This is a genomic window from Aquitalea pelogenes (genome assembly GCF_001515305.1).
GTDB lineage: Bacteria > Pseudomonadota > Gammaproteobacteria > Burkholderiales > Chromobacteriaceae > Aquitalea > Aquitalea pelogenes.
This window is the reverse complement of record NZ_LNQV01000002.1, coordinates 1-19,911: the sequence shown is the minus strand read 5'-3', so window position 1 is coordinate 19,911 and position 19,911 is coordinate 1. Positions and strand designations below refer to the sequence as shown.

The 19,911-nt window shown below is 58.2% G+C and carries 20 protein-coding genes and 1 pseudogene; 15 read left to right on the top strand and 6 right to left on the bottom strand.

Annotation, left to right across the window (positions count from 1 at the left end; genetic code table 11):
- Positions 1 to 167: 167 nt before the first annotated feature.
- Both greA and AWT75_RS01115 read left to right on the top strand, forming a co-directional pair.
- Positions 168 to 644, top strand: a complete 477-nt coding sequence (gene greA, locus AWT75_RS01120) for a transcription elongation factor GreA (RefSeq protein ID WP_045845402.1) — start codon at positions 168 to 170, stop codon at positions 642 to 644.
- A gap of 58 nt (positions 645 to 702) precedes the next feature.
- Positions 703 to 1,131 (top strand): DUF4149 domain-containing protein, encoded by a 429-nt coding sequence (locus AWT75_RS01115; RefSeq protein ID WP_045845401.1) that lies wholly within the window; start codon positions 703 to 705, stop codon positions 1,129 to 1,131.
- A gap of 96 nt (positions 1,132 to 1,227) precedes the next feature.
- Here AWT75_RS01115 and AWT75_RS01110 read toward each other — a convergent pair whose 3' ends face one another.
- Positions 1,228 to 1,560 (bottom strand): YhbY family RNA-binding protein, encoded by a 333-nt coding sequence (locus AWT75_RS01110; protein ID WP_045845400.1) that lies wholly within the window; start codon positions 1,558 to 1,560, stop codon positions 1,228 to 1,230.
- Between the two features lie 136 nt (positions 1,561 to 1,696).
- Here AWT75_RS01110 and AWT75_RS01105 point away from each other — a divergent pair, with 136 nt between their 5' ends.
- The 4 genes and pseudogenes from AWT75_RS01105 (at position 1,697) to glmM (ending at position 6,697) form a co-directional block, all read left to right on the top strand.
- Entirely contained in the window at positions 1,697 to 2,314 is a 618-nt protein-coding gene (locus AWT75_RS01105; RefSeq protein ID WP_045845399.1) for an RlmE family RNA methyltransferase, read from the top strand.
- Positions 2,315 to 2,394: 80 nt separating this feature from the next.
- A complete protein-coding gene (gene ftsH, locus AWT75_RS01100) occupies positions 2,395 to 4,305 on the top strand; it encodes an ATP-dependent zinc metalloprotease FtsH (protein WP_062786330.1) in 1,911 nt (636 codons plus the stop codon).
- A 68-nt stretch (positions 4,306 to 4,373) separates the two neighbouring features.
- A complete protein-coding gene (gene folP / locus AWT75_RS01095; protein WP_045845431.1) occupies positions 4,374 to 5,216 on the top strand; it encodes a dihydropteroate synthase in 843 nt (280 codons plus the stop codon).
- A 147-nt stretch (positions 5,217 to 5,363) separates the two neighbouring features.
- Positions 5,364 to 6,697 (top strand): annotated as a pseudogene (gene glmM, locus AWT75_RS01090) (phosphoglucosamine mutase).
- A gap of 69 nt (positions 6,698 to 6,766) precedes the next feature.
- Here glmM and alr read toward each other — a convergent pair.
- Positions 6,767 to 7,837 (bottom strand): alanine racemase, encoded by a 1,071-nt coding sequence (gene alr, locus AWT75_RS01085; RefSeq protein ID WP_062786326.1) that lies wholly within the window; start codon positions 7,835 to 7,837, stop codon positions 6,767 to 6,769.
- Between the two features lie 116 nt (positions 7,838 to 7,953).
- On the opposite strand from alr, the gene AWT75_RS01080 reads away from it, so the two are divergent.
- On the top strand, positions 7,954 to 8,583 hold the full coding sequence (locus tag AWT75_RS01080; RefSeq protein WP_045845395.1) for a DedA family protein: 630 nt from the start codon (positions 7,954 to 7,956) through the stop codon (positions 8,581 to 8,583).
- A gap of 60 nt (positions 8,584 to 8,643) precedes the next feature.
- Here the strand turns inward: AWT75_RS01080 and AWT75_RS01075 are convergent, their stop codons facing one another.
- On the bottom strand, positions 8,644 to 8,970 hold the full coding sequence (locus AWT75_RS01075) for an FKBP-type peptidyl-prolyl cis-trans isomerase (protein ID WP_045845394.1): 327 nt from the start codon (positions 8,968 to 8,970) through the stop codon (positions 8,644 to 8,646).
- 158 nt (positions 8,971 to 9,128) lie between these two features.
- On the opposite strand from AWT75_RS01075, the gene AWT75_RS01070 reads away from it, so the two are divergent.
- A complete protein-coding gene (locus tag AWT75_RS01070; RefSeq protein ID WP_045845393.1) occupies positions 9,129 to 9,911 on the top strand; it encodes a DUF2189 domain-containing protein in 783 nt (260 codons plus the stop codon).
- A 10-nt stretch (positions 9,912 to 9,921) separates the two neighbouring features.
- On the top strand, positions 9,922 to 10,875 hold the full coding sequence (locus AWT75_RS01065) for a D-2-hydroxyacid dehydrogenase (protein ID WP_062786323.1): 954 nt from the start codon (positions 9,922 to 9,924) through the stop codon (positions 10,873 to 10,875).
- A gap of 69 nt (positions 10,876 to 10,944) precedes the next feature.
- On the opposite strand, the gene AWT75_RS01060 is transcribed toward AWT75_RS01065, so the two are convergent.
- Positions 10,945 to 11,424 carry a DUF1841 family protein gene (locus AWT75_RS01060; RefSeq protein WP_062786320.1) on the bottom strand — a complete coding sequence of 160 codons (480 nt, stop codon included), beginning with the start codon at positions 11,422 to 11,424 and terminating at the stop codon, positions 10,945 to 10,947.
- A 58-nt stretch (positions 11,425 to 11,482) separates the two neighbouring features.
- On the opposite strand from AWT75_RS01060, the gene AWT75_RS01055 reads away from it, so the two are divergent.
- Positions 11,483 to 11,977 carry a glutathione peroxidase gene (locus tag AWT75_RS01055; protein ID WP_045845390.1) on the top strand — a complete coding sequence of 165 codons (495 nt, stop codon included), beginning with the start codon at positions 11,483 to 11,485 and terminating at the stop codon, positions 11,975 to 11,977.
- Between the two features lie 127 nt (positions 11,978 to 12,104).
- On the opposite strand, the gene trmB is transcribed toward AWT75_RS01055, so the two are convergent.
- Complete coding sequence (gene trmB, locus AWT75_RS01050; protein ID WP_045845389.1) at positions 12,105 to 12,785, bottom strand: tRNA (guanosine(46)-N7)-methyltransferase TrmB; 681 nt, start codon at positions 12,783 to 12,785, stop codon at positions 12,105 to 12,107.
- Between the two features lie 36 nt (positions 12,786 to 12,821).
- Positions 12,822 to 13,739, bottom strand: coding sequence for an SDR family oxidoreductase (locus tag AWT75_RS01045; RefSeq protein WP_062786316.1), 918 nt, complete (start codon positions 13,737 to 13,739; stop codon positions 12,822 to 12,824).
- 41 nt (positions 13,740 to 13,780) lie between these two features.
- On the opposite strand from AWT75_RS01045, the gene AWT75_RS01040 reads away from it, so the two are divergent.
- The 5 genes from AWT75_RS01040 (at position 13,781) to AWT75_RS01025 (ending at position 19,405) form a co-directional block, all read left to right on the top strand.
- Positions 13,781 to 14,815 carry a CDP-6-deoxy-delta-3,4-glucoseen reductase gene (locus tag AWT75_RS01040; RefSeq protein ID WP_062786312.1) on the top strand — a complete coding sequence of 345 codons (1,035 nt, stop codon included), beginning with the start codon at positions 13,781 to 13,783 and terminating at the stop codon, positions 14,813 to 14,815.
- A gap of 244 nt (positions 14,816 to 15,059) precedes the next feature.
- The gene (locus AWT75_RS20675) at positions 15,060 to 15,197 is read left to right on the top strand and encodes a DUF3149 domain-containing protein (RefSeq protein ID WP_082086308.1); all 138 of its coding nucleotides are present in this window, start codon (positions 15,060 to 15,062) and stop codon (positions 15,195 to 15,197) included.
- 378 nt (positions 15,198 to 15,575) lie between these two features.
- Positions 15,576 to 17,015, top strand: coding sequence for an arginine-ornithine antiporter (gene arcD, locus AWT75_RS01035; RefSeq protein ID WP_062786309.1), 1,440 nt, complete (start codon positions 15,576 to 15,578; stop codon positions 17,013 to 17,015).
- 69 nt (positions 17,016 to 17,084) lie between these two features.
- Positions 17,085 to 18,314 carry an arginine deiminase gene (locus AWT75_RS01030; protein WP_062786305.1) on the top strand — a complete coding sequence of 410 codons (1,230 nt, stop codon included), beginning with the start codon at positions 17,085 to 17,087 and terminating at the stop codon, positions 18,312 to 18,314.
- 80 nt (positions 18,315 to 18,394) lie between these two features.
- Positions 18,395 to 19,405, top strand: a complete 1,011-nt coding sequence (locus tag AWT75_RS01025) for an ornithine carbamoyltransferase (RefSeq protein WP_062786302.1) — start codon at positions 18,395 to 18,397, stop codon at positions 19,403 to 19,405.
- Positions 19,406 to 19,911 lie beyond the last annotated feature (506 nt).

Genomic DNA, 19,911 nt, shown 5'->3' with positions numbered 1-19,911 from the left:
TGTGGTGTACTGTCGGAATGTGACGGCAAGTTGTGCGTTGAAGCTTTGAACCGCGGACGATTTGCCGTTACAATCCAGACATTGAACTGCAACAGCCAAGCCGCCGTCTCGTACGGCGGCTTGTGTTTTTGATGACGGCGGGGGTACCGCCTCAGGAGAGCACCCGAATGAACAAAGTCCCGTTGACGCTGCGTGGCGCCGAACTTCTCAAAGAAGAACTGCAACGCCTGAAGAGCGTGGAGCGCCCGGCGGTGATCGAAGCGATTGCCGAGGCACGGTCGCATGGCGATCTGTCCGAAAATGCAGAATACGATGCTGCCAAAGAGCGCCAAGGCTTCGTTGAAGGCCGTATTGCCGAACTGGAAGGCAAGATTTCCAACGCCATGATCATCAACCCGGCCGAGCTGGACGCTGATGGCCGCGTGGTGTTTGGTGCCACCGTCGAGCTGATGGATCTGGAAACCGAAGACCAGGTGACCTACCAGATCGTGGGCGATGATGAAGCCGACATCAAGTTGTGCAAGGTGTCGGTCAATTCGCCGATTGCCCGTGCGCTGATCGGCAAGGAAAGCGGCGACGTGGCCGAAGTGGTGGCCCCGGGCGGCATTCGCGAATACGAAGTGCTGGACGTCAAATACATCTAAAGCAGACAAACCAAACGCGCGCTTTCGCGCGTTTTTGCTGTGGAGTCAGGGAGCACGCATGGACGGATTGCGAGCGATAGCCAGAACCTTCTGGATCGGTGGACTTTGGGTGATCGGCATCATTGTGGCCCCGGTATTGTTCCGCTCACTGGATACCGTGACGGCCGGCATGGTTGCCGGCAAACTGTTTGCCGCCATCGCCTGGGTGGGTCTGGTGTGTGGGGTATTCCTGCTGGTGGATGCGGTATGGCGCAATGGCGTGCGGGGCATGAAGGAAGCCAGCTTCTGGCTGATTGTCGGCATGCTGCTGTGTACCGTGATCAACCATTTTGCCGTGACGCCCATCATTGCGGCACTCAAACTGCAGATGAACCACGCGGCAGAAGGCCTGTTTGGCGGCGGTTTCGCTACTTGGCATGCCATTTCCAGCCTGATCTATCTGGTACAGAGCCTGATGGGGCTGGCCTACATCCTGCGACGGGACTGACCTTGTGATGCCGCAGGTGGCCTGTCCACAATAAGGTGCAGGCAAAATAAAAGCGGTGGCAAGCCACCGCTTTTGCTATACCGCCCAAGGGCAGTATCAGGATTGGGAAGCAATCTTCAGCGCTTTCTTGTTCTTGGGCAGAACAATGCGCTGCTTGTCGCTGGGGCGCCACAGCACCAGCAATTTGCCGATATGCTGCACCGGCGCTGCACCCAGCTCGTCGCAAATTTGCTCGTAGAGCGCAATGCGTGCCGCGCGGTCATCACCCTGAACGCGGATCTTGATCAGTTCATGGGCATCCAGGCTCATGGCGATTTCGCGCAGTACGGACTCGCTCAGGCCGTTGTTGCCGATCATCACGACCGGGTTGAGAGTCTGAGCCAGGCCCTTGAGGTGCTGGCGCTGGAATGGTTGCAGTTCGATTTTCATTGGACAGGCTTGGTTTCAAAGCAAAACGGGATTCTACTAGAGTTTGGCCCATAGCCCAAACTCTGGTCACAAACAGACTGAAAAACAACAGGATAGCCAGCATGGCTGTGCTGAGTGAAACGGCAGGAAACGACTCATGGCAAGAAGTACCAGCAGCAATACCTGGCTGCGCGAACATGTTAACGACCAGTATGTACAGATGGCCAAGAAAGATGGCTACCGGGCACGGGCAGCGTACAAGCTGCTGGAAATCAACGAGAAAGACAAACTGATCCGCCCGGGCACGGTACTGGCTGACCTGGGTAGCGCTCCGGGCAGCTGGTCGCAGGTGGCTGCCCGCATCGTCGGGCCGCAGGGCAAGGTGTTTGCGCTGGATATCCTGCCGATGAACCCGATTGCCGATGTCGACTTCATCCAGGGCGACTTCCGCGAAGACGAAGTGCTGGCCCAGTTTGTCGATCTGCTGGACGGCCGCGCGCTGGACCTTGTAATTTCCGACATGGCACCCAATATCTCAGGTATGAGTGCCATGGATCAGGCCAGAAGCTTTTTGCTGTGTGAGCTGGCGCTCGAATTTGCACGTGATCATCTGAAACCTGGCGGCTGTTTTCTCGTCAAAGTGTTCCAGGGCAGCGATTTCCAGCCCTACCTGCAGTCCATGCGAGACCTGTTTGACGAGGTAGTTACCCGCAAACCCAAGGCTTCGCGTGACCGCTCCAGCGAAATTTACCTGCTGGGCAAGGGCCGACGCTGACATATGCCCCCTCGGGGTTTACAATTCATTCCAATGCAATACGCAACCGTAAAGTCAGGGCACAGAGGAGTCCGCTACTCGTGAACAATATCGGCAAAAACATCGCCATCTGGGTCATCATCGGTCTGGTACTGATGACTGTATTCAATCAGTTCAACAAACGTCAGGATGCCCAGAACCAGATCGAATACTCGCAATTCATCAGCGATGTCGAATCCGGCAAGGTGCAATCCCTGAGCATCGAGGGCCATCCGCTGCGTGGCCAGTGGCTGAAAGGCAAGCGTACCGATGGTTCGGCATTTGCCACCTATGCGCCCTACGATCCGCAACTGGTTGAAGACCTGATCAAGAACAACGTCCGCTTCTCGGCCAAGCCGGAAGAGGAACCGTCCATGCTGATGAGCATCTTCATCAGCTGGTTCCCGATGCTGCTGCTCATCGGCGTGTGGGTATTCTTCATGCGCCAGATGCAGGGTGGCGGCAAGGGTGGTGCCTTCTCTTTCGGCAAGAGCAAGGCGCGCATGCTGGACCAGGACACCAACACCGTGACCTTTGCGGATGTCGCCGGCTGCGACGAAGCCAAGGAAGAGGTGAAGGAAATTGTCGACTACCTGCGCGACCCCTCCCGTTACCAGAGCCTGGGTGGCCGCATTCCGCGCGGCATCCTGCTGTGCGGCTCGCCGGGTACCGGTAAAACCCTGCTGGCCAAGGCCATTGCCGGTGAGGCCAAGGTACCGTTCTTCAGCATTTCCGGTTCTGACTTTGTCGAAATGTTTGTCGGCGTGGGTGCTGCCCGTGTCCGCGACATGTTCGAGCAGGCCAAGAAGAACTCGCCTTGCATCATCTTCATCGACGAAATCGATGCGGTAGGTCGCCAGCGTGGCGCAGGTCTGGGAGGTGGTAACGACGAACGCGAACAGACGCTGAACCAGCTGCTGGTTGAAATGGATGGTTTTGAAACCAACCAGACTGTTATCGTGATCGCCGCGACCAACCGTCCGGACGTGCTGGACCCTGCCTTGCAGCGTCCTGGTCGTTTCGACCGTCAGGTGGTGGTACCGCTGCCGGATATCCGTGGCCGTGAACAGATTCTGTCCGTTCACATGCGCAAGGTGCCGATTGCTGCTGATGTGGAAGCCTCCATCATCGCCCGTGGCACACCGGGTTTCTCCGGTGCAGATCTGGCCAACCTGGTGAATGAAGCCGCGCTGTTTGCTGCCCGTCGCAGCAAGCGTCTGGTGGACATGCTGGACTTCGAGTCGGCCAAGGACAAGATCATGATGGGTGCCGAGCGCCGCAGCATGGTGATGACCGAGGAAGAAAAGCGCAACACTGCTTACCACGAATCCGGCCATGCCGTAGTGGCCAAGCTGCTGCCCAAGTCCGACCCGGTGCACAAGGTCACCATCATCCCGCGCGGTCGTGCGCTGGGTGTGACCATGCAACTGCCGGAGCAAGACCGCTTTGCTTATGATCGTGGCTATCTGCTGGATCGTCTGGCCATCCTGTTTGGCGGCCGTATCGCCGAAGAGCTGTTCATGAACCAGATGACCACCGGGGCTTCCAACGACTTCGAGCGTGCCACCCAGATGGCACGTGACATGGTGACGCGCTACGGCATGTCCGACAAGCTGGGTCCGATGGTGTATGGCGACAATGAAGGCGAGGTATTCCTCGGTCGCTCTGTCACCACCCACAAGAACATGTCCGAAGCCACCATGCAGCAGGTGGACAGTGAAATTCGCCGTATCATCGACGAGCAATATGCTCTGGCACGTCGTCTGCTGGAAGAAAACCGCGACAAGGTGGAAGCCATGACCGCGGCCCTGCTGGAATGGGAAACCATCGACGCAGAGCAGATCAACGACATCATGGATGGCAAACCGCCGCGTCCGCCCAAACCGGGTAGTGGTTTCCCGGCCAAGCCGGAGGAAAAGGCCATTGAAGCCGCTCCGGTAGAACCGACATCCACCCCGGCTCAGGAACTCTGATAACCGGTTTCCACAGGGTGATAGCGCAGGCTGTCACCCTGTTTTGCATTTATCTGGCTGAACATTCGATGCAATTGCTTCAATGCGGGCGCTATAAGCTCGATCTATCCCGGCCCATGATCATGGGCATCCTCAATGTCACCCCCGATTCCTTCTCTGATGGTGGCCGCTACAATACGCTGGACACTGCATTGCAGCGCGCGCAAGCCATGCTGGCAGATGGCGCGGCCATTCTGGATATAGGTGGCGAATCTACCCGTCCCGGTGCGCCGGAAGTCAGTGTGCAAGAAGAAATGGACAGGGTGTTGCCGGTACTGGAAAAACTCAAGGATATCGGCGCTCCGCTGTCGCTCGATACCCGTCGTACCGCGGTCATGCAGGCGGCCTTGCAACTGGGGGCTGTGGACCTTATCAATGACGTCTCCGCACTGGAAGATCAGGGTGCAGTGGAGGCCGTGGCTGCATCACAGGTGGCACTGTGCCTGATGCACAAGCAAGGCAACCCGGACACCATGCAGCAGGCCCCTGCGTATGAGGATGTGGTGGAGGAGGTCGGCCAATATCTGCAACGTCGCGTGCAGTTGTGCCTTGATGCGGGTATTGCTGCGGAGCGTTTGCTGATTGATCCAGGCTTCGGTTTCGGCAAGACCCTGGAACATAACCTGCAACTGCTGGCAGGGCTGCAGCGTATCGAGTCCATCAGCGGTATGCCGTTGCTGGTAGGTCTGTCGCGCAAGTCCATGCTGGGTGCCATCACCGGCGAGGCCATTCCATCAGAACGGCTTGGTGCCAGCGTCGCCGTGGCGCTGTTGTCCTTGCAAGGTGGTGCCAAAATCGTGCGGGTGCACGATGTCAAAGCCAGCCGGCAGGCACTGGAAGTCTGGGCGGCGTTGCAACCGTATACCGCTTGATCCGCAAGGGGTGCCTTACCTCGTTTGCATAAAAGGACTTGCCGAGCCAACAGGGCGGGCAGGTACAATACAGGGCTGGCGCCAAGGTTATTACCGTAGCTACCCGTTGCTGGCCAGGTGCTACAGCAACGTGACTAGGATGAAGAAATGAGTCGTAAATATTTTGGTACGGATGGTGTACGTGGTGAAGTAGGGCAATTTCCCATCACCCCTGATTTTGTCCTCAAGCTAGGCCATGCGGCTGGGCGAGTGCTGGTGGACCACGACAAGGAGCACCGTCCGACGGTGCTGGTTGGCAAGGACACCCGTATTTCCGGTTACATGCTGGAAGCAGCCTTGCAGGCCGGTTTTACTGCGGCTGGCGTCAATGTGCTGCTGACCGGCCCACTGCCCACTCCGGGCATTGCCTACCTCACCCGCGCGCTGCGGCTGGAGGCCGGCGTGGTGATTTCGGCATCGCACAACCCCTATCAGGATAATGGCATCAAGTTTTTTGCCGAAGGCGGCAAAAAGCTGGATGACGCACTGGAGCTGGAAATCGAGGCCATGCTGGAACAGCCGATGACGACCAACAGCTCGGCCGAGCTGGGGCGTGCCCGCCGTATTTCTGGTGCAGCAGAGCGTTACATCGAATTCTGCAAGAGTACCTTCCCGGGCGAGCGAAACCTGAAGCACTTGAAGCTGGTGGTGGATTGTGCAAATGGTGCCACCTATCACATCGCGCCCAAGGTGTTCCATGAACTGGGTGCCGAGCTGGTGGTGATCGGTGGTGAACCTGATGGCTACAACATCAACGACAAGGTGGGCGCGACTTATCCCAAGACCTTGCAGGTAGCCGTTCTTGAGCACCATGCTGACTATGGCATTTCGCTGGATGGCGACGGTGACCGCCTGATCATGGTGGACAAGCATGGCAAGGTGTACGACGGCGACCAGCTTATTTATGTGATTGCCAAGGCACGTGCCGCCCGTGGCGAGCTAAAGGGCGGTGTGGTGGGCACGGTCATGACCAATATGGCCATGGAACTGGCGCTCAACAAGCTGGGCGTGGCCTTTGGCCGCGCAAGGTGGGTGACCGCTATGTGCTGGAAATGCTGCATGCCAATGGCTGGCAGGTGGGCGGCGAAGCATCGGGACACATCCTGTGCCTGGACAAGCACACCACCGGCGATGGCATCATCTCCAGCTTGCAGGTGCTGGCCAGCCTGGCCGAACTGGGCATCAGCCTGGAAGAGGCCTGCAGTGACTGGACGCCGTTCCCGCAGACCATGATCAATGTGCGTCACAATGGCTGCGACTGGAAAGCGGCCTCTGCCGAGGCGCTGGCAGCCGCAGAAGCCGCCTTGACCGGGATTGGCCGCGTGGTATTGCGTCCTTCCGGTACCGAGCCGGTGGTGCGGGTGATGGTAGAAGCCAATGACCGCAGCTTGTCGGAAAAATGGGCCAAAGAAATTGCCGCCACCATAGAGCGCGTGGCCTGATTCAGTCCTGGCACAAGAAAAAGCCGCTGCCCGATGCAGCGGCTTTTTTTATTGTGGTGAGCGATTGGTTCAGCTGGACAGGCGCGGCACGCGCGGGGCAATGGCGCACATCAGCTCATAGCCAATGGTGCCGGCAGCCGCAGCCACTGCTTCGATGGCGATGTTTGGCCCCCACAGCTCCACCCGGCTACCGATGGTGGCAGCAGGAATGTGCGTCAGGTCCACCACCAGCATATCCATGGAAACCCGTCCCACAGTGCCGCTGCGCTGGCCTGCCACCATCACCGGAGTGCCATTGGCGGCAATGCGCGGGTAACCGTCGGCATAGCCACAGGCGACAATGCCTATCCGCATCGGTCGGTCGGCCTGAAACTGAATGCCGTATCCCACGCCCTCGCCTGCTTGCAGTTGCTGGATGGCAATGATGTCCGCGCTCAGCGTCATGGTGGTTTGCAGGCCCAGCGCTGCGCCATGACAGTCGGCAAAGGGCGAGCAGCCATACAGGGTGATGCCGGGGCGGACGATGGCGCCATGGGTGTGCGGATGGCGGAAGACAGCCGCGGAATTGGCCGCGCTGATGGCCAGGCCACTGGCAGTGGCCACGGGAGCAAAGCGCTGCCACTGCGTTGCTACGCCACGATCGTCATCGGCAGTGGAGAAATGCGTCATGATGGTGCTCAGCTTCACTTGCGGCAATGCATGCAGTTGCTGCATCACGTGGCTGGCCTGTTCCGGGCGGAAACCCAGCCGGTTCATACCGCTGTTGATCTTGAGCCATACTTCCACCGGCTGTGGCAGGGAACCTTCCTGTAACCAGGCAATCTGGTGAGAGGAGTGAATGGCACCGGCAATGCGGTATTCTGCCATGGCCTCCACTTCGGTCCGGTCGAATGGTCCTTCCAGCAGGGTAATCGGCTGCTGGATGCCTGCCTTGCGCAGGGCGATGGCATCTTCGATATTGAGTAGGGCAAATCCGTCGGCAATGTCAGCCAGGGCAAGGGCGCAGCCAAGTGCTCCGTGACCATAGGCATCAGCCTTGATGACGGCCAGTGCAGCACGGCCTGCAGCTTGTTGACGGGAATGCAGATAGTTATGGCGCAGGGCGGAATGATTGATTTCCACCCGTATGGGGCGTGTCATGTCAAGAAAGGATAAGGTCGAGGTGTGCTATTATAAGCGCCCGATCATGCACTCGGACAATCAGCCCGTGGCCAAATCTTGTGACAGGACAAGACTGTGCCGGTCGGCGGAGCACTATGGACATACTGCAGATACTTCTCGATTTCTTTACTGGTTACGGTTATGTGGCTGTCTTTACCGTATTGCTGGTGTGTGGTTTCGGTGTTCCGATTCCGGAAGACATCACGCTGGTGGCTGGCGGCATCATTTCCGGCCTTGGCTATGCTGATGTCGATATCATGTTTATGGTGGGGATGGCCGGGGTTCTGGCTGGTGACGGCATCATGTTTGCTGCGGGGCGTTTCTATGGCCACAAGGTGCAGCGTTTCCGTCCCATCGCCCGCATCCTGACGCCCGAACGCTTTGAAGCTGTGCAGGAAAAGTTTGAAAAATACGGTACCTGGGTGCTGTTCGTTGCCCGTTTCCTGCCCGGCTTGCGTTCTCCCATCTTCATTACCGCTGGCATGACACGGCGCGTGCCCTATTGGCGTTTCTTGCTGATGGATGGATTTGCCGCGCTGATTTCCGTGCCGGTGTGGGTTTACCTGGGCCATTACGGTGCCACACAGCGCGAATGGCTGATGCATATGGTGCATCGTGGCCAGATGGGTATTCTTTCCGTGGTCGGAGTATTACTGGCTGGTCTGGCGATTCTCTACCTGTGCAAGCGCAAGAAATGCTGTGAGGATTCCGGCCTGAAAAAATGAGCCGGACTGCCAAATGAAAAAGCCACCGCGACGGTGGCTTTTTCATGCACAGAAGACGGATCAGCCCACCTGCAGCAGTTCCACTTCAAATACCAGGGTGGCGTTGGGCGGAATCACGCCACCGGCGCCACGTGCGCCATAACCGAGTTCTGCCGGAATGGTCAGCTTGCGCTTGCCACCTACCTTCATGCCAACGACGCCCTGATCCCAGCCCTTGATCACATGGCCGGCACCCAGCGGAAAGCTGAAGGGCTGGAAGCGGTCCTTGCTGGAGTCGAACTTGCTGCCATTGGTCAGCCAGCCGGTGTAATGCACAGTCACCTCCTGGCCGGAGACAGCTTCGGCACCTTCGCCCACGGTCAGGTCTTCAATGATCAATTCGCTCATCTTGTGTTCCTTGTATCTGGTTCAAGCAGGCCCGTATTGTACCAGTTGCCGTGCGCTGTGGTCTGACAGCATTGATTTGCAATTTGTATTTTGCAATCAGTAGCTTATAAAGAATTAACTGTCTGGTTTACCCACCCACCACCAGAAGGGGATTCGTCATGGACATCACCCACGGCTCGTCCCGGGAACACCCGGTTGTTCATCATGTTGAAGTTTCCCAAACCATGGTCTGGCTGCAGCAAGGCGTGAAAGACCTGCGCCGCGCACCGGCCGATGCGATGTTTTATGGTGCCGTTTTTGTCTTGATGGGCTATCTGTTGATTGCCTATTTCGATAGTGCGCCACAGTTCGTACTTACCTTGTCCACGCTGTTCCTGCTGGCCGGGCCGTTTCTTGCCATCGGTCTGTATGATCTGGCGCGCCAGCATGAAAACACATTTGCCACGCAGCGGGTCAATTTGTGGCACAGCATGGTTGCCTGGCGAGTCAATCTGCCCGGCTTTACCTTGTACGCCGCCTTGCTGGCCTTGATGGTGTTTGGCTGGTTCCGCGTTTCACTGCTCATGTTTGCGCTGTTTTTTGATACTGCAGCCCTGCCATCACTGGACAGCTTGCTGAGCAATGCCCTGTTGCCGGAAAACATGACATTCCTGCTGGCCTATTTTGGTGTCGGCTTCCTGTTTGCGGTGGCGGTGTTCTCGCTCAGCGTGGTGGCCATCCCGATGATGCTGGACAAGGATGTGGACACGGTGACCGCCATGATCAACAGCGTGCAGGCGGTGTACAAGAATCTGCTGACGATGGCGGTATGGGCCGTTATGATTGTGGCTCTTACTGCGGTGGGCTTTGCTACCTATTTCATTGGCCTGATCGTCATCATGCCCGTACTGGGGCTGGCCAGCTGGCATGCTTACCGCGCCATGATTTCCTACGAAAGCTGACGCCAGACTGATGAGCCAACCTTCCATCGTATTCCTCGACCGGGACAGCCTGCCTGTCCCGGTTCCCGCTTTTCCTTTTGCCCATGCCTATCGCGAAATTTCCGCCACCACGGTGGAGCAGATTGTCCAGCATGTGGGTAATGCCGACATTGTGATCACCAACAAGGTGCCGTTCAGCCGTGAAACCCTGCTGCAGTTGCCGGGGGTGAAGATGCTGGCGGTGGCGGCCACCGGCTACAACCATATCGATATCGCCACTTGCCGTGAGCAGGGCATTGCGGTGGCCAACATCCGCCATTACGGCGACGAAACCGTGGCCGAGCATGCGTTTACCCTGATGCTGGCCCTGATGAAGAATCTGCCGGCCTACCAGCGCGATGTCGCTGCCGGTGTCTGGGAGCAGGCCAAGCAGTTCTGCCATTTTGGTGCGCCCATTCGCGACCTCAAGGGTGCCACGCTGGGTATTCTGGGTGCGGGCGGCATTGGTCAGGCGCTGGCCGAACGTGCTCGCGCCTTTGGCATGCATGTACAGTTTGGTGAGCGCAAGGGCGTTACCACCGTGCGCGATGGCTATGTCAGCTTTGATCAGCTGCTTGCCAGTTCGGATGTGCTGTCCTTGCATTGCCCGCTGAACGAAGAAACCCGCAACATGATTGCCCAGCCGGAATTGATGGCCATGAAGCCGGGTGCCATCCTGATCAACACCGCGCGTGGCGGACTGGTGGATGAAGAAGCGCTGGTGGCTGCACTCAAGTTCGGCCAGCTGGGCGGTGCCGGTTTTGACGTGCTGAGCACCGAACCGCCGTCGGCCGGCAATCCGCTGCTGAAGGCTCGCTTGCCGCACCTGATCGTCACGCCGCATGTCGGTTGGGCCAGCCAGCAGGCCATGCAGCGCCTGGCACAACAACTGGTGGACAATGTCACGGCCTTTGTCAGCGGTCAGGAAGCCAATCGCCTGGTGTGAACGCAATGGCAGCGCACATGAAAAAAGCAGGCTTGCGAGCCTGCTTTTTTGTTAAGCACCTGAATATGCTCAGTCCGGAATATCGTTCGGATTGATGCGCGGCGTTTCCTCTTCGCCCATGCCCAGCTTGCCGCGCACACAGGAAATGTAGCGGTTCACGTCCGGGCCGCCGCCATAGCGCTGCGCATGCCAGATCATCTCGCCCAGGCATTCCATCATCTCGTGCTGGGCACGATGCTCGTTGCCGTGGCGCAAGGCCAGCTGGGCGTAGAGCGAACGGATACCGAAGGGCTGGTCGATGGAGCGCTGTTCCTCGATAGCCACATGCAGGCCCATGTGCAGGAACGGGTTGGTCTCGCCCATTTCAGGCGTCCATTCCTGTTCCAGGTACTTTTCCGGATGATTCAGGATGGAGTGGTACTCGGGGTGGTCTATAAGAATGGAAAGCACGATCTTTTCCAGATCGGTCAGCACGCTGCTGGTCTGGTGTTTTTTCCAGGTTTCAAAAAAGAAGCCGCGCGCATCCTGGCGGCTGGGTGAGAACAACATGCGCAATACCTGAGTAGGTTTCTCGGATAAGCCCCGATTATACGGAAGGGAGCCCACCATGACCACGCTTTACGATTTTTCCATGCCCCTGCCCGATGGCAGTTCCATGGCGCTGAGCACCCTGCAGGGCCAGGTGGTATTGCTGGTGAACACGGCCAGCGAGTGTGGCTATACCCGGCAATATGCGGGCCTGCAGGAATTGCATGACAGCCTCTCTGGCCAAGGCTTGCGGGTGCTGGCCTTTCCCTGCAACCAGTTTGGCGGGCAAGAACCGGGCACGGATGCCCAGATCGCCAGTTTCTGTGCCAGCCGCTTTCAACTGACGCTGCCGCTGTCGGCCAAGGTGGAGGTTAACGGCCCGCAGGCACACCCCTTGTGGCGCTGGCTGACCCAGGCGGATAGCGCACATCCTCACCCGGTGAAGTGGAATTTCACCAAGTTTCTGCTGGATGGGAAGGGCAGGGTGGTAAAACGCTTCGAACCGGCAGTGGCTCCACATGAACTGCTGCCGGATATCGAAGTCTTGCTGAGCCGGCGTGTCACTGCCGACTGAAACCGGTCTGGCTTGGAACCGCCAACAAAACCGCGTAGAGAACCCGGGCCAAGGCGCGCCGCCGCAGACAGTACATGGCGTACGGCAAGACGGCGCAACGCTGGAGCGGGGGTTTGGTTCGCGGAGCTTACTTGCGGCGGAAGATGATGTCCCACACGCCGTGACCCAGCTTGATGCCACGGGCCTCAAACTTGGTCAGCGGACGGTAGTCCGGGCGCGGCGCATAGCCATCGGCGCTATTGGCCAGATCGCTGTTGGCGCTGAACACTTCCATGATCTGGATGGCGTAGTCTTCCCAGTCGGTAGCGGCGTGCAGATAGCCGCCCGGCTTCAGCTTCTTCACCAGTTTTTCCACCAGCGGGGCCTGGATCAGGCGACGCTTGTTGTGGCGTTTCTTGTGCCAGGGGTCGGGGAAGAAAATATGCACGCCGTCCAGACTGCCATCGGCCAGCATGTTATCCAGCACTTCCACCGCATCGTGACGGATGATGCGCAGATTGCTCAGCTCTTTCTCGGCAATCAGCTTGCACAGATTGCCCACGCCCGGGGAGTGCACTTCCACGCCCAGATAGTCGATAGCAGGATTGGCCGCTGCAATTTCAGCAGTTGCACCACCCATGCCAAAGCCGATTTCCAGCACCTTGGGTGCCTGGCGGCCAAAAGCCTGCTCCAGGTCGATGACGGTTGGCTGATATGCAATGCCCCATTTGGGCATGCCCTCGTCCATTGCGCGTTGCTGACCTGCAGACAGATGTCCCTGACGCAGCACAAAGCTTCTGATGGCGCGCCCGAATGCCGGATTTTCCATGTGATTCAAACAGATAATTGCAAGAAGACGCGCATGTTACCGAATCTTGCCGGCCTTAGCGAGTGCCACGCTCTGCCAGGCCGGATTTGCCGCCAGTTGTGCGACAAATTCGCGTGCCGTGGGGTAGCGCAGCGTCACGCCCAGTTCTGCCAGGCGCTGGTGGCGAAAGCGGCGGGATTCCGCCATGTAAGACCATAAACCCGGGCTGACGGCCGCTTGTACTTCTGCGCGGGATAGCCGTGGCGGTAGTGGCATGGACAGTGCATCAGCCAGCATGGCATACCAGTCGGTGATGGTGAGTGGTTCCTGGTCGCAGGCGTTGTACACCCGGATGCCGCCACGGTTTTGCTGCAGGCTGGCAATACACAGGCTGGCCAGGTCGTCGGCGTGGATATGATTACTGAAGCTGTCTTCTTCTGGCCGGATCAAGGGCGTGTTTTGCACAAGACGGGTCAGCGGCAGGCGCTCCAGCGCATAAATGCCGGGTGCGCGCAGAATGGTCAGCTGGCTGCCATGGCGGCGGGCAAAGGCACGCAGGGTATTTTCTGCATCCAGCCGGCGCCAGGCGCGCTCGGTTTGCGGCATGGGGGGCGAACATTCATCCAGCCAGTTACCGGCGCTATTTCCATACACGCCAGTAGTGCTGATATAGCTAATACGCTGTGGTATCCTGTCGGCTTTTGCCAGTGCGTACAACAACTTGCGCGTGCGGCTGTCGCGCATTCCGTGGCTTGGTGGTGGTGCGGTTATCCACAGATCATCGGCCAGACCGGCCAGCCGCTCCAGGCTGGCGGCATCGTCCAGATTGGCCATGACCGGAATGGCACCGCCAGCGCGCGCCGTTTCTGCCGCTTGCGCGTGATGTGCCAGAACCAGCACTTTCCAGTGCTGCACGAGTCGGGGCAGGGCCCGTCGGGCGACATCACCCATGCCTGCAATCAATAAAGTACGCATAGGCTGCATCTTACCGAGATTTGGAATAATAAAGGTACCCAATGACTTCCCAGGTCAAAGTGCTCCCGAGCGGGCATACGTTCAGTGTTGAAGCGCATGAAACCATTCTGGAAGCGGCTTTGCGCCAGAATGTCGGTTTGCCTTATGGCTGCCGTGACGGTGCCTGTGGCGCCTGCAAGGGCAAGGTCGTGGAGGGTGAAGTTAGCCAGGATGGCTATCAGGAAAAAGCCCTGCCGGAAAGCGAACGCATCCAGGGCATGACCCTGTTCTGCTGTGCCCACCCGCAAGGCGATATCACCATTGAAGCCCGTGAAGTGGCCGGTGCTGGTGACATCCAGATCAAGACCCTGCCGTGCCGCGTGGAAAGCATGGTGAAAATGCACGACGTTGCCGTGCTCAAACTGAAATTGCCGGTTTCCGAACGCCTGCAATTCCGTGCCGGTCAGTACATCGACATCCTGATGAAGGATGGCAAGAAACGCAGTTTCTCCATTGCGAATGCGCCGCATGATGATGCCTTCCTGGAGCTGCATATCCGTCATCAGCCCGGTGGCAGTTTCTCCGATTATGTCTTCACCCAGATGAAAGAGCGCGAAATCATGCGCTTCAAGGGCCCGATGGGTTCTTTCTTCCTGCGTGAGGATTCGGACAAGCCCATCATTTTCGTGGCCAGCGGTACCGGCTTTGCGCCGGTCAAGGGCATCATCGAACACGCCATCCATCACGGTATCCAGCGTCAGATGGTGCTGTATTGGGGCGCACGCACCAAGGCAGACCTCTACATGGCCGAACTGGCTGCCAGCTGGCAGGCCGCGCATGCCAACATCACCGTGATTCCGGTGTTGTCTGAGGCGCTGCCGGAAGACGAATGGCAAGGCCGTACCGGCTTTGTACATCAGGCGGTGCTGGATGACTTTGCCGACCTGTCCGGCCACCAGGTGTATGCCTGTGGTGCTCCGGTCATGGTGGAGTCTGCCCATCGCAGCTTCATTGCCGAACGCAAGCTGCCGGAAGACGAATTCTTCTCTGACGCCTTCTTCCTGTCCAAGGACATGGGTGGTAACAAGCAGCCTTGATCTGCCGGTTCTCTGCCATCAGAAAGCCCCTGCCATGCAGGGGCTTTTTCATTTTTGTATTTGCCAGCGAAATGGCCGCTCTGCGGAGTATGTCCGGCATCATTTTGTTTTTGTGCGACTTTCCAGTTGTCCGCAGGACGCGGACAGATTGTTGACTTGCGTCAACATCCACATTTTTTGTAGGGTTATTATGACCATCGACTAATCAATCAAGGCGGCAAACGCCAGCTATGAGGAGTGGGAGATGGAACTGCTAGGTCAACTTCTTTCCGACGATGTCGGTGTTCTGGGTTTGGCAACCATTGTCTTTGCTACTGTGGTGGTATGTGGTGTGATTTTTGTGATCAGTCGTAAGGTGAAGAACGCAGGACCGAACGACTGACAGGTTTAGCACCAGTTGGTGTGTGTCCAGATTTCCTCTTGATGTGTGTGTTGGTGGATACGGTGGTGGGCCGTATCCATTTTTTTTGCCTGCCGTTTGTCTATCAGTCTTTATTGAAAAATAATTTATTGAAAATTACCAATAAAGAACAAATGCATATAGATAAATCCAATTTGGATAGACAGGCCGCTCTGCCTATAACCCAGCCATCTTTCTTCTGTCGCCCTTTTTTGTTCCTTTTTTTCATTTGATCCTGATCAAACATATGTAGCTGCTTTCTGGAATCGGAGCGCTTCGATGACTATCATTGCATCATTGAATTAGAAATTAATAATATACAGATAGTTTTCAGGTTAATGTATTTCACGGAGAACGAAAATGTCCACTGATACAGAAGTGCAAGGTGGCGGAGCACCCAAACTGAAACTGGGTGCACTTACCGCACTGGTAGTGGGTTCCATGATTGGCGGCGGCATCTTCTCGCTACCGCAAAACATGGCGGCAGGTGCCGGTGCCGGCGCCATCATCATTGGTTGGGCCATCACCTTCCTCGGCATGTTGACGCTGGCATTTGCCTTCCAGATGCTGGCCAACCGCAAACCGGAAGTAGAAGGCGGTGTATATGGTTATGCCCGCGCTGGTTTCGGTGACTACATGGGCTTCAACTCGGCCTGGGGTTACTGGATTTCGGCCTGGATCGGCAATGTGTCCTACTTTGTCGTGATGTTCTCGGCACTGGGTTTCTGGTTCCACGCTTTTGGCGACGGCAACACGCCAACCGCCATCATCTGTGCCTCTGTCTTGCTGTGGGGCCTGCATTTCCTGGTATTGCGTGGCGTGCATGGTGCGGCATTCATCAACACCATCACCACCATTGCCAAGCTGGTACCGCTGGCGCTGTTCATCGTACTGGTGGTGTTTGCCTTCAAGATCGATACCTTCAATCTGGACTTCTGGGGTAATCCGAAGCTGGGCTCCATCGTCGATCAGGTGAAGAGCACCATGCTGGTGACCGTGTGGGTGTTCATCGGTATTGAAGGTGCGTCGATGTTCTCGGGTCGTGCCGAAAAAATGAGCGATGTGGGCAAGGCTACCGTGGTGGGCTTCCTGCTGACCATTGCCCTGCTGGTGGCGGTATCGGTACTGGCACTGGGCGTGATGACCCAGCCCGAACTGGCTGCGCTGAAGAACCCGTCCACTGCTTACGTGCTGGAAAAGGCCATTGGCCCCTGGGGTGCCAACATCATGAATGCAGGTCTGGTGATTTCTGTCGGTGGTGCACTGCTGGCCTGGACGCTGCTGGCTGCTGAAGCACCTTACCTGGCAGGCAAAGACGGTGTGATGCCGCGCATCTTCGGCACCACCAATGCCAACGGTTCCCCGGCAGCTTCGCTGTGGCTGACCAACGGTCTGATCCAGCTGTTCCTGATCATCACCCTGTTCAGCTCGGCCGGTTACCTGGCACTGCTGTCGCTGGCTACCTCGATGATCCTGATTCCTTACCTGCTGTGTGCCGTGTATTCCTTCATGGTGGCCCGGCGTGGTGAAGGCTACCAGGCTGGTGAAGGCAAGGGCCGTGACCTGGGTATTGCCGGTATCGCCAGTGTGTACGGTGTATGGCTGATCTACGCCGCTGGTGTGAAGTATCTGTTCCTGTCGATGGTGCTGTACGCCCCGGGCCTGCTGTTCTACCTGTGGGCCAAGAAAGAACATGGCGAGAAGCCGTTCAAGGGTGCCGAAGCCGTACTGGCCGCCATCATCGTGGTTCTGGGCGCCATCGCCGCCTACGAACTGATTACCGGCCAGCTCACCCTCTGACCTGAAAACAATACGGAGGAGCGCGTGAAGCGCTCCCCCACCCCTTACCCGAATTGCAGGAGTTTGATCATGACAAAATTTGGTGTTCATTCCGAATGCGGCAAGCTGCGCAGCGTGATGGTGTGCCGTCCGGGCCTGGCCCACAAACGCCTCACCCCCGACAACTGCCACGACCTGCTGTTTGATGACGTGATCTGGGTAGAACGCGCCCAGAAAGACCACGCCTACATGGTTGAACAGATGCGCGCCCGCGGCATCCATGTGATCGAAGCCCACGACGCACTGGCCCAGGTACTGGACGACAGCGCCCGCAGCTGGCTGCTGGACCGTAAGGTCAAGGCTGACAACGTCGGTATCGGCATGCTGACCGACCTGCGCAGCTGGCTGGACGAAATGCCGTCCACCCAACTGGCCGAACACCTGATCGGCGGCATCGCCAAGTTCGAACTGCCGTTCGACCCCAAAGGCCTGTTCGGCGGCTATCTGGACCAGTCCGAATTCGTCATTCCGCCGATTCCGAACAGCCTGTTCCAGCGCGACCCGTCCTGCTGGATCTACGAAGGCGTGACGCTGAACCCGATGTACTGGCCGGCCCGCCGTCAGGAAACCCTGATCCTGCAAGCCATCTACCAGCACCACCCGTACTTCGCCGGCAAGGTGAAGGTATGGTGGGGCGACTGTGACAAGAACCACGGCCCGGCCACGCTGGAAGGCGGCGACGTGATGCCGATCGGCAACGGCGTGGTGCTCATCGGCATGGGCGAACGCACCAGCCCGCAAGCCGTGGTGCAAGTAGCCCGCAATGTGCTGGGCAAGGAAGGCGGCGCCACCCGCGTGATTGCCTGCCAGATGCCCAAGTCGCGTGCCGCCATGCACCTGGACACCGTATTCAGCTTCCTCGATATCGACCTGCTGTCGGTGTTCCCGGACGTGGTCAACGAAATCGTCTGCACCAGCATCTACGCCGGTGACAAGGAAGGCGAAGTCCGCTTCGAACGCCACGACGGCGTGCCGTTTACCGAAGTGGTGCGGCAGGCCCTCGGCCTGAAGGAAGTGCACATCATCCAGACCGCCGGCGATGCCTACCAGCGCGAACGCGAACAATGGGATGACGGCAACAACGTGGTGGCGCTGGACCGCCGCGTGGTGGTGGCCTACGACCGCAACACCTACACCAACAAGCTGATGCGTCAGCACGGGGTGGAAGTGATCGAGATTCCGGCCTCCGAACTGGGCCGTGGCCGTGGCGGTGGTCACTGCATGACCTGCCCGATCATCCGTGACGAAGTGAAGATCTAAACCCTTTCGAACAGTGCATCAATCTCGCCCGGTGGCGACGGCCAAGCCCGCCACCCGGCACCGGAACAAGGAGTGTTACCATGGCTTTCAATCTGCGCAACCGCAACTTCCTCCGCATGCTGGACTTCACCCCGCGCGAAATCCGCTACATGCTCGACCTGGCCCGCGACCTGAAACGCGCCAAGTACACCGGCACCGAACAGCAACACCTGAAGGGCAAGAACATCGCCCTGATCTTCGAAAAAACCTCCACCCGCACCCGCTGTGCGTTTGAAGTGGCCTGCTACGACCAAGGCGCCAACGTCACCTACCTCGGACCGTCCGGCTCGCAGATCGGCATCAAGGAATCGATGAAAGATACCGCCCGCGTACTGGGTCGCATGTATGACGCCATCGAATACCGTGGTTTCGACCAGGACATGGTGGAGAACGAACTGGCCAAGTTTGCCGGCGTCCCGGTGTACAACGGCCTGACCGACGAATGGCATCCCACCCAGATGCTGGCCGACGTGCTGACCATGTGGGAAAACAGCGACAAGCCGATCTCGCAAATCAGCTACACCTACCTGGGCGACGCCCGCAACAATATGGGCAACTCCCTGCTGGTGATCGGTGCCAAGCTGGGCATGGACGTGCGCATCGGCGCCCCGAAACACCTGTGGCCGAGCGACGAACTGGTCGCCGAATGCCGTGCAATCGCCACCAAGACCGGCGCCCGCATCACCCTGACCGAAGACGCTGCCGAAGCCGTCAAGGGTACTGACTTCATCCACACCGACGTGTGGGTATCGATGGGCGAACCGGCTGAAGTGTGGGCCGAACGCATCCGCCTGCTCAAGCCCTACCAGGTGAATGCTGCGCTGATGGCTGCCGCCCAGAACCCGCAAGTCAAGTTCATGCACTGCCTGCCGGCCTACCACAACAGCGAAACCAAGGTGGGCAAGGAAATTGCCGCCCAGTACCCGGACCTGGCCAATGGCATTGAAGTGACCGAAGACGTGTTCGAAAGCGAAGCCTGCATTGCCTTCGAACAAGCCGAGAACCGCATGCACACCATCAAGGCAATTCTGGTGGCCACGCTGGGCGATTAAGACTGGACAACGTGGCAAAGCCCTGCTGCGTTGTTGCGCCGCCTTGCCGTACGACTTGTACTGTCTGCGGCGGCGCGCCTGGCAGCAGGCGCTGCGCTGGCTTTGCTGCCTCGCCAGCGTGTAAGGCAAAACGCCGTGCAAGCAGCTGAATCACCTGAAGTTGAAGTCTGACAGCAACACCGTTTTACCCTCCGCGACGGCACACCCCTGAAGCCGTGGAGTGGCCCGAGATCCGGCCCCCCCTCACTCAGCCGGATCTCACCCCCATCCCGGCCCCGCCTTCCCACGGGAAGTCCGGCCACCACATCAGAAACCAGATGGACTGCCCAAGCAAGCCGTCAACGCCGCCACCCCAAACACAGCGGGGCGGGGCAGAAAAGGAAACATCATGCGAGTCGTCGTAGCCCTGGGCGGCAATGCCCTGCAACGTCGTGGCGAAGCCATGACCGCTGACAATCAACGCGCCAACGTCAAGGTGGCCGCCGAACAACTGGCCGCCGTCACCC

Bases quoted from the DNA above. Each gene is read 5' to 3' on its own strand.
- greA (WP_045845402.1), top strand. From the start codon at position 168: ATGAACAAAGTCCCGTTGACGCTGCGTGGCGCCGAACTTCTCAAAGAA.
- AWT75_RS01115 (WP_045845401.1), top strand. From the start codon at position 703: ATGGACGGATTGCGAGCGATAGCCAGAACCTTCTGGATCGGTGGACTT.
- AWT75_RS01110 (WP_045845400.1), bottom strand. From the start codon at position 1,560: ATGAAAATCGAACTGCAACCATTCCAGCGCCAGCACCTCAAGGGCCTG.
- AWT75_RS01105 (WP_045845399.1), top strand. From the start codon at position 1,697: ATGGCAAGAAGTACCAGCAGCAATACCTGGCTGCGCGAACATGTTAAC.
- folP (WP_045845431.1), top strand. From the start codon at position 4,374: ATGCAATTGCTTCAATGCGGGCGCTATAAGCTCGATCTATCCCGGCCC.
- alr (WP_062786326.1), bottom strand. From the start codon at position 7,837: ATGACACGCCCCATACGGGTGGAAATCAATCATTCCGCCCTGCGCCAT.
- AWT75_RS01080 (WP_045845395.1), top strand. From the start codon at position 7,954: ATGGACATACTGCAGATACTTCTCGATTTCTTTACTGGTTACGGTTAT.
- AWT75_RS01075 (WP_045845394.1), bottom strand. From the start codon at position 8,970: ATGAGCGAATTGATCATTGAAGACCTGACCGTGGGCGAAGGTGCCGAA.
- AWT75_RS01070 (WP_045845393.1), top strand. From the start codon at position 9,129: ATGGACATCACCCACGGCTCGTCCCGGGAACACCCGGTTGTTCATCAT.
- AWT75_RS01065 (WP_062786323.1), top strand. From the start codon at position 9,922: ATGAGCCAACCTTCCATCGTATTCCTCGACCGGGACAGCCTGCCTGTC.
- AWT75_RS01060 (WP_062786320.1), bottom strand. From the start codon at position 11,424: ATGTTGTTCTCACCCAGCCGCCAGGATGCGCGCGGCTTCTTTTTTGAA.
- AWT75_RS01055 (WP_045845390.1), top strand. From the start codon at position 11,483: ATGACCACGCTTTACGATTTTTCCATGCCCCTGCCCGATGGCAGTTCC.
- trmB (WP_045845389.1), bottom strand. From the start codon at position 12,785: ATGGAAAATCCGGCATTCGGGCGCGCCATCAGAAGCTTTGTGCTGCGT.
- AWT75_RS01045 (WP_062786316.1), bottom strand. From the start codon at position 13,739: ATGCGTACTTTATTGATTGCAGGCATGGGTGATGTCGCCCGACGGGCC.
- AWT75_RS01040 (WP_062786312.1), top strand. From the start codon at position 13,781: ATGACTTCCCAGGTCAAAGTGCTCCCGAGCGGGCATACGTTCAGTGTT.
- AWT75_RS20675 (WP_082086308.1), top strand. From the start codon at position 15,060: ATGGAACTGCTAGGTCAACTTCTTTCCGACGATGTCGGTGTTCTGGGT.
- arcD (WP_062786309.1), top strand. From the start codon at position 15,576: ATGTCCACTGATACAGAAGTGCAAGGTGGCGGAGCACCCAAACTGAAA.
- AWT75_RS01030 (WP_062786305.1), top strand. From the start codon at position 17,085: ATGACAAAATTTGGTGTTCATTCCGAATGCGGCAAGCTGCGCAGCGTG.
- AWT75_RS01025 (WP_062786302.1), top strand. From the start codon at position 18,395: ATGGCTTTCAATCTGCGCAACCGCAACTTCCTCCGCATGCTGGACTTC.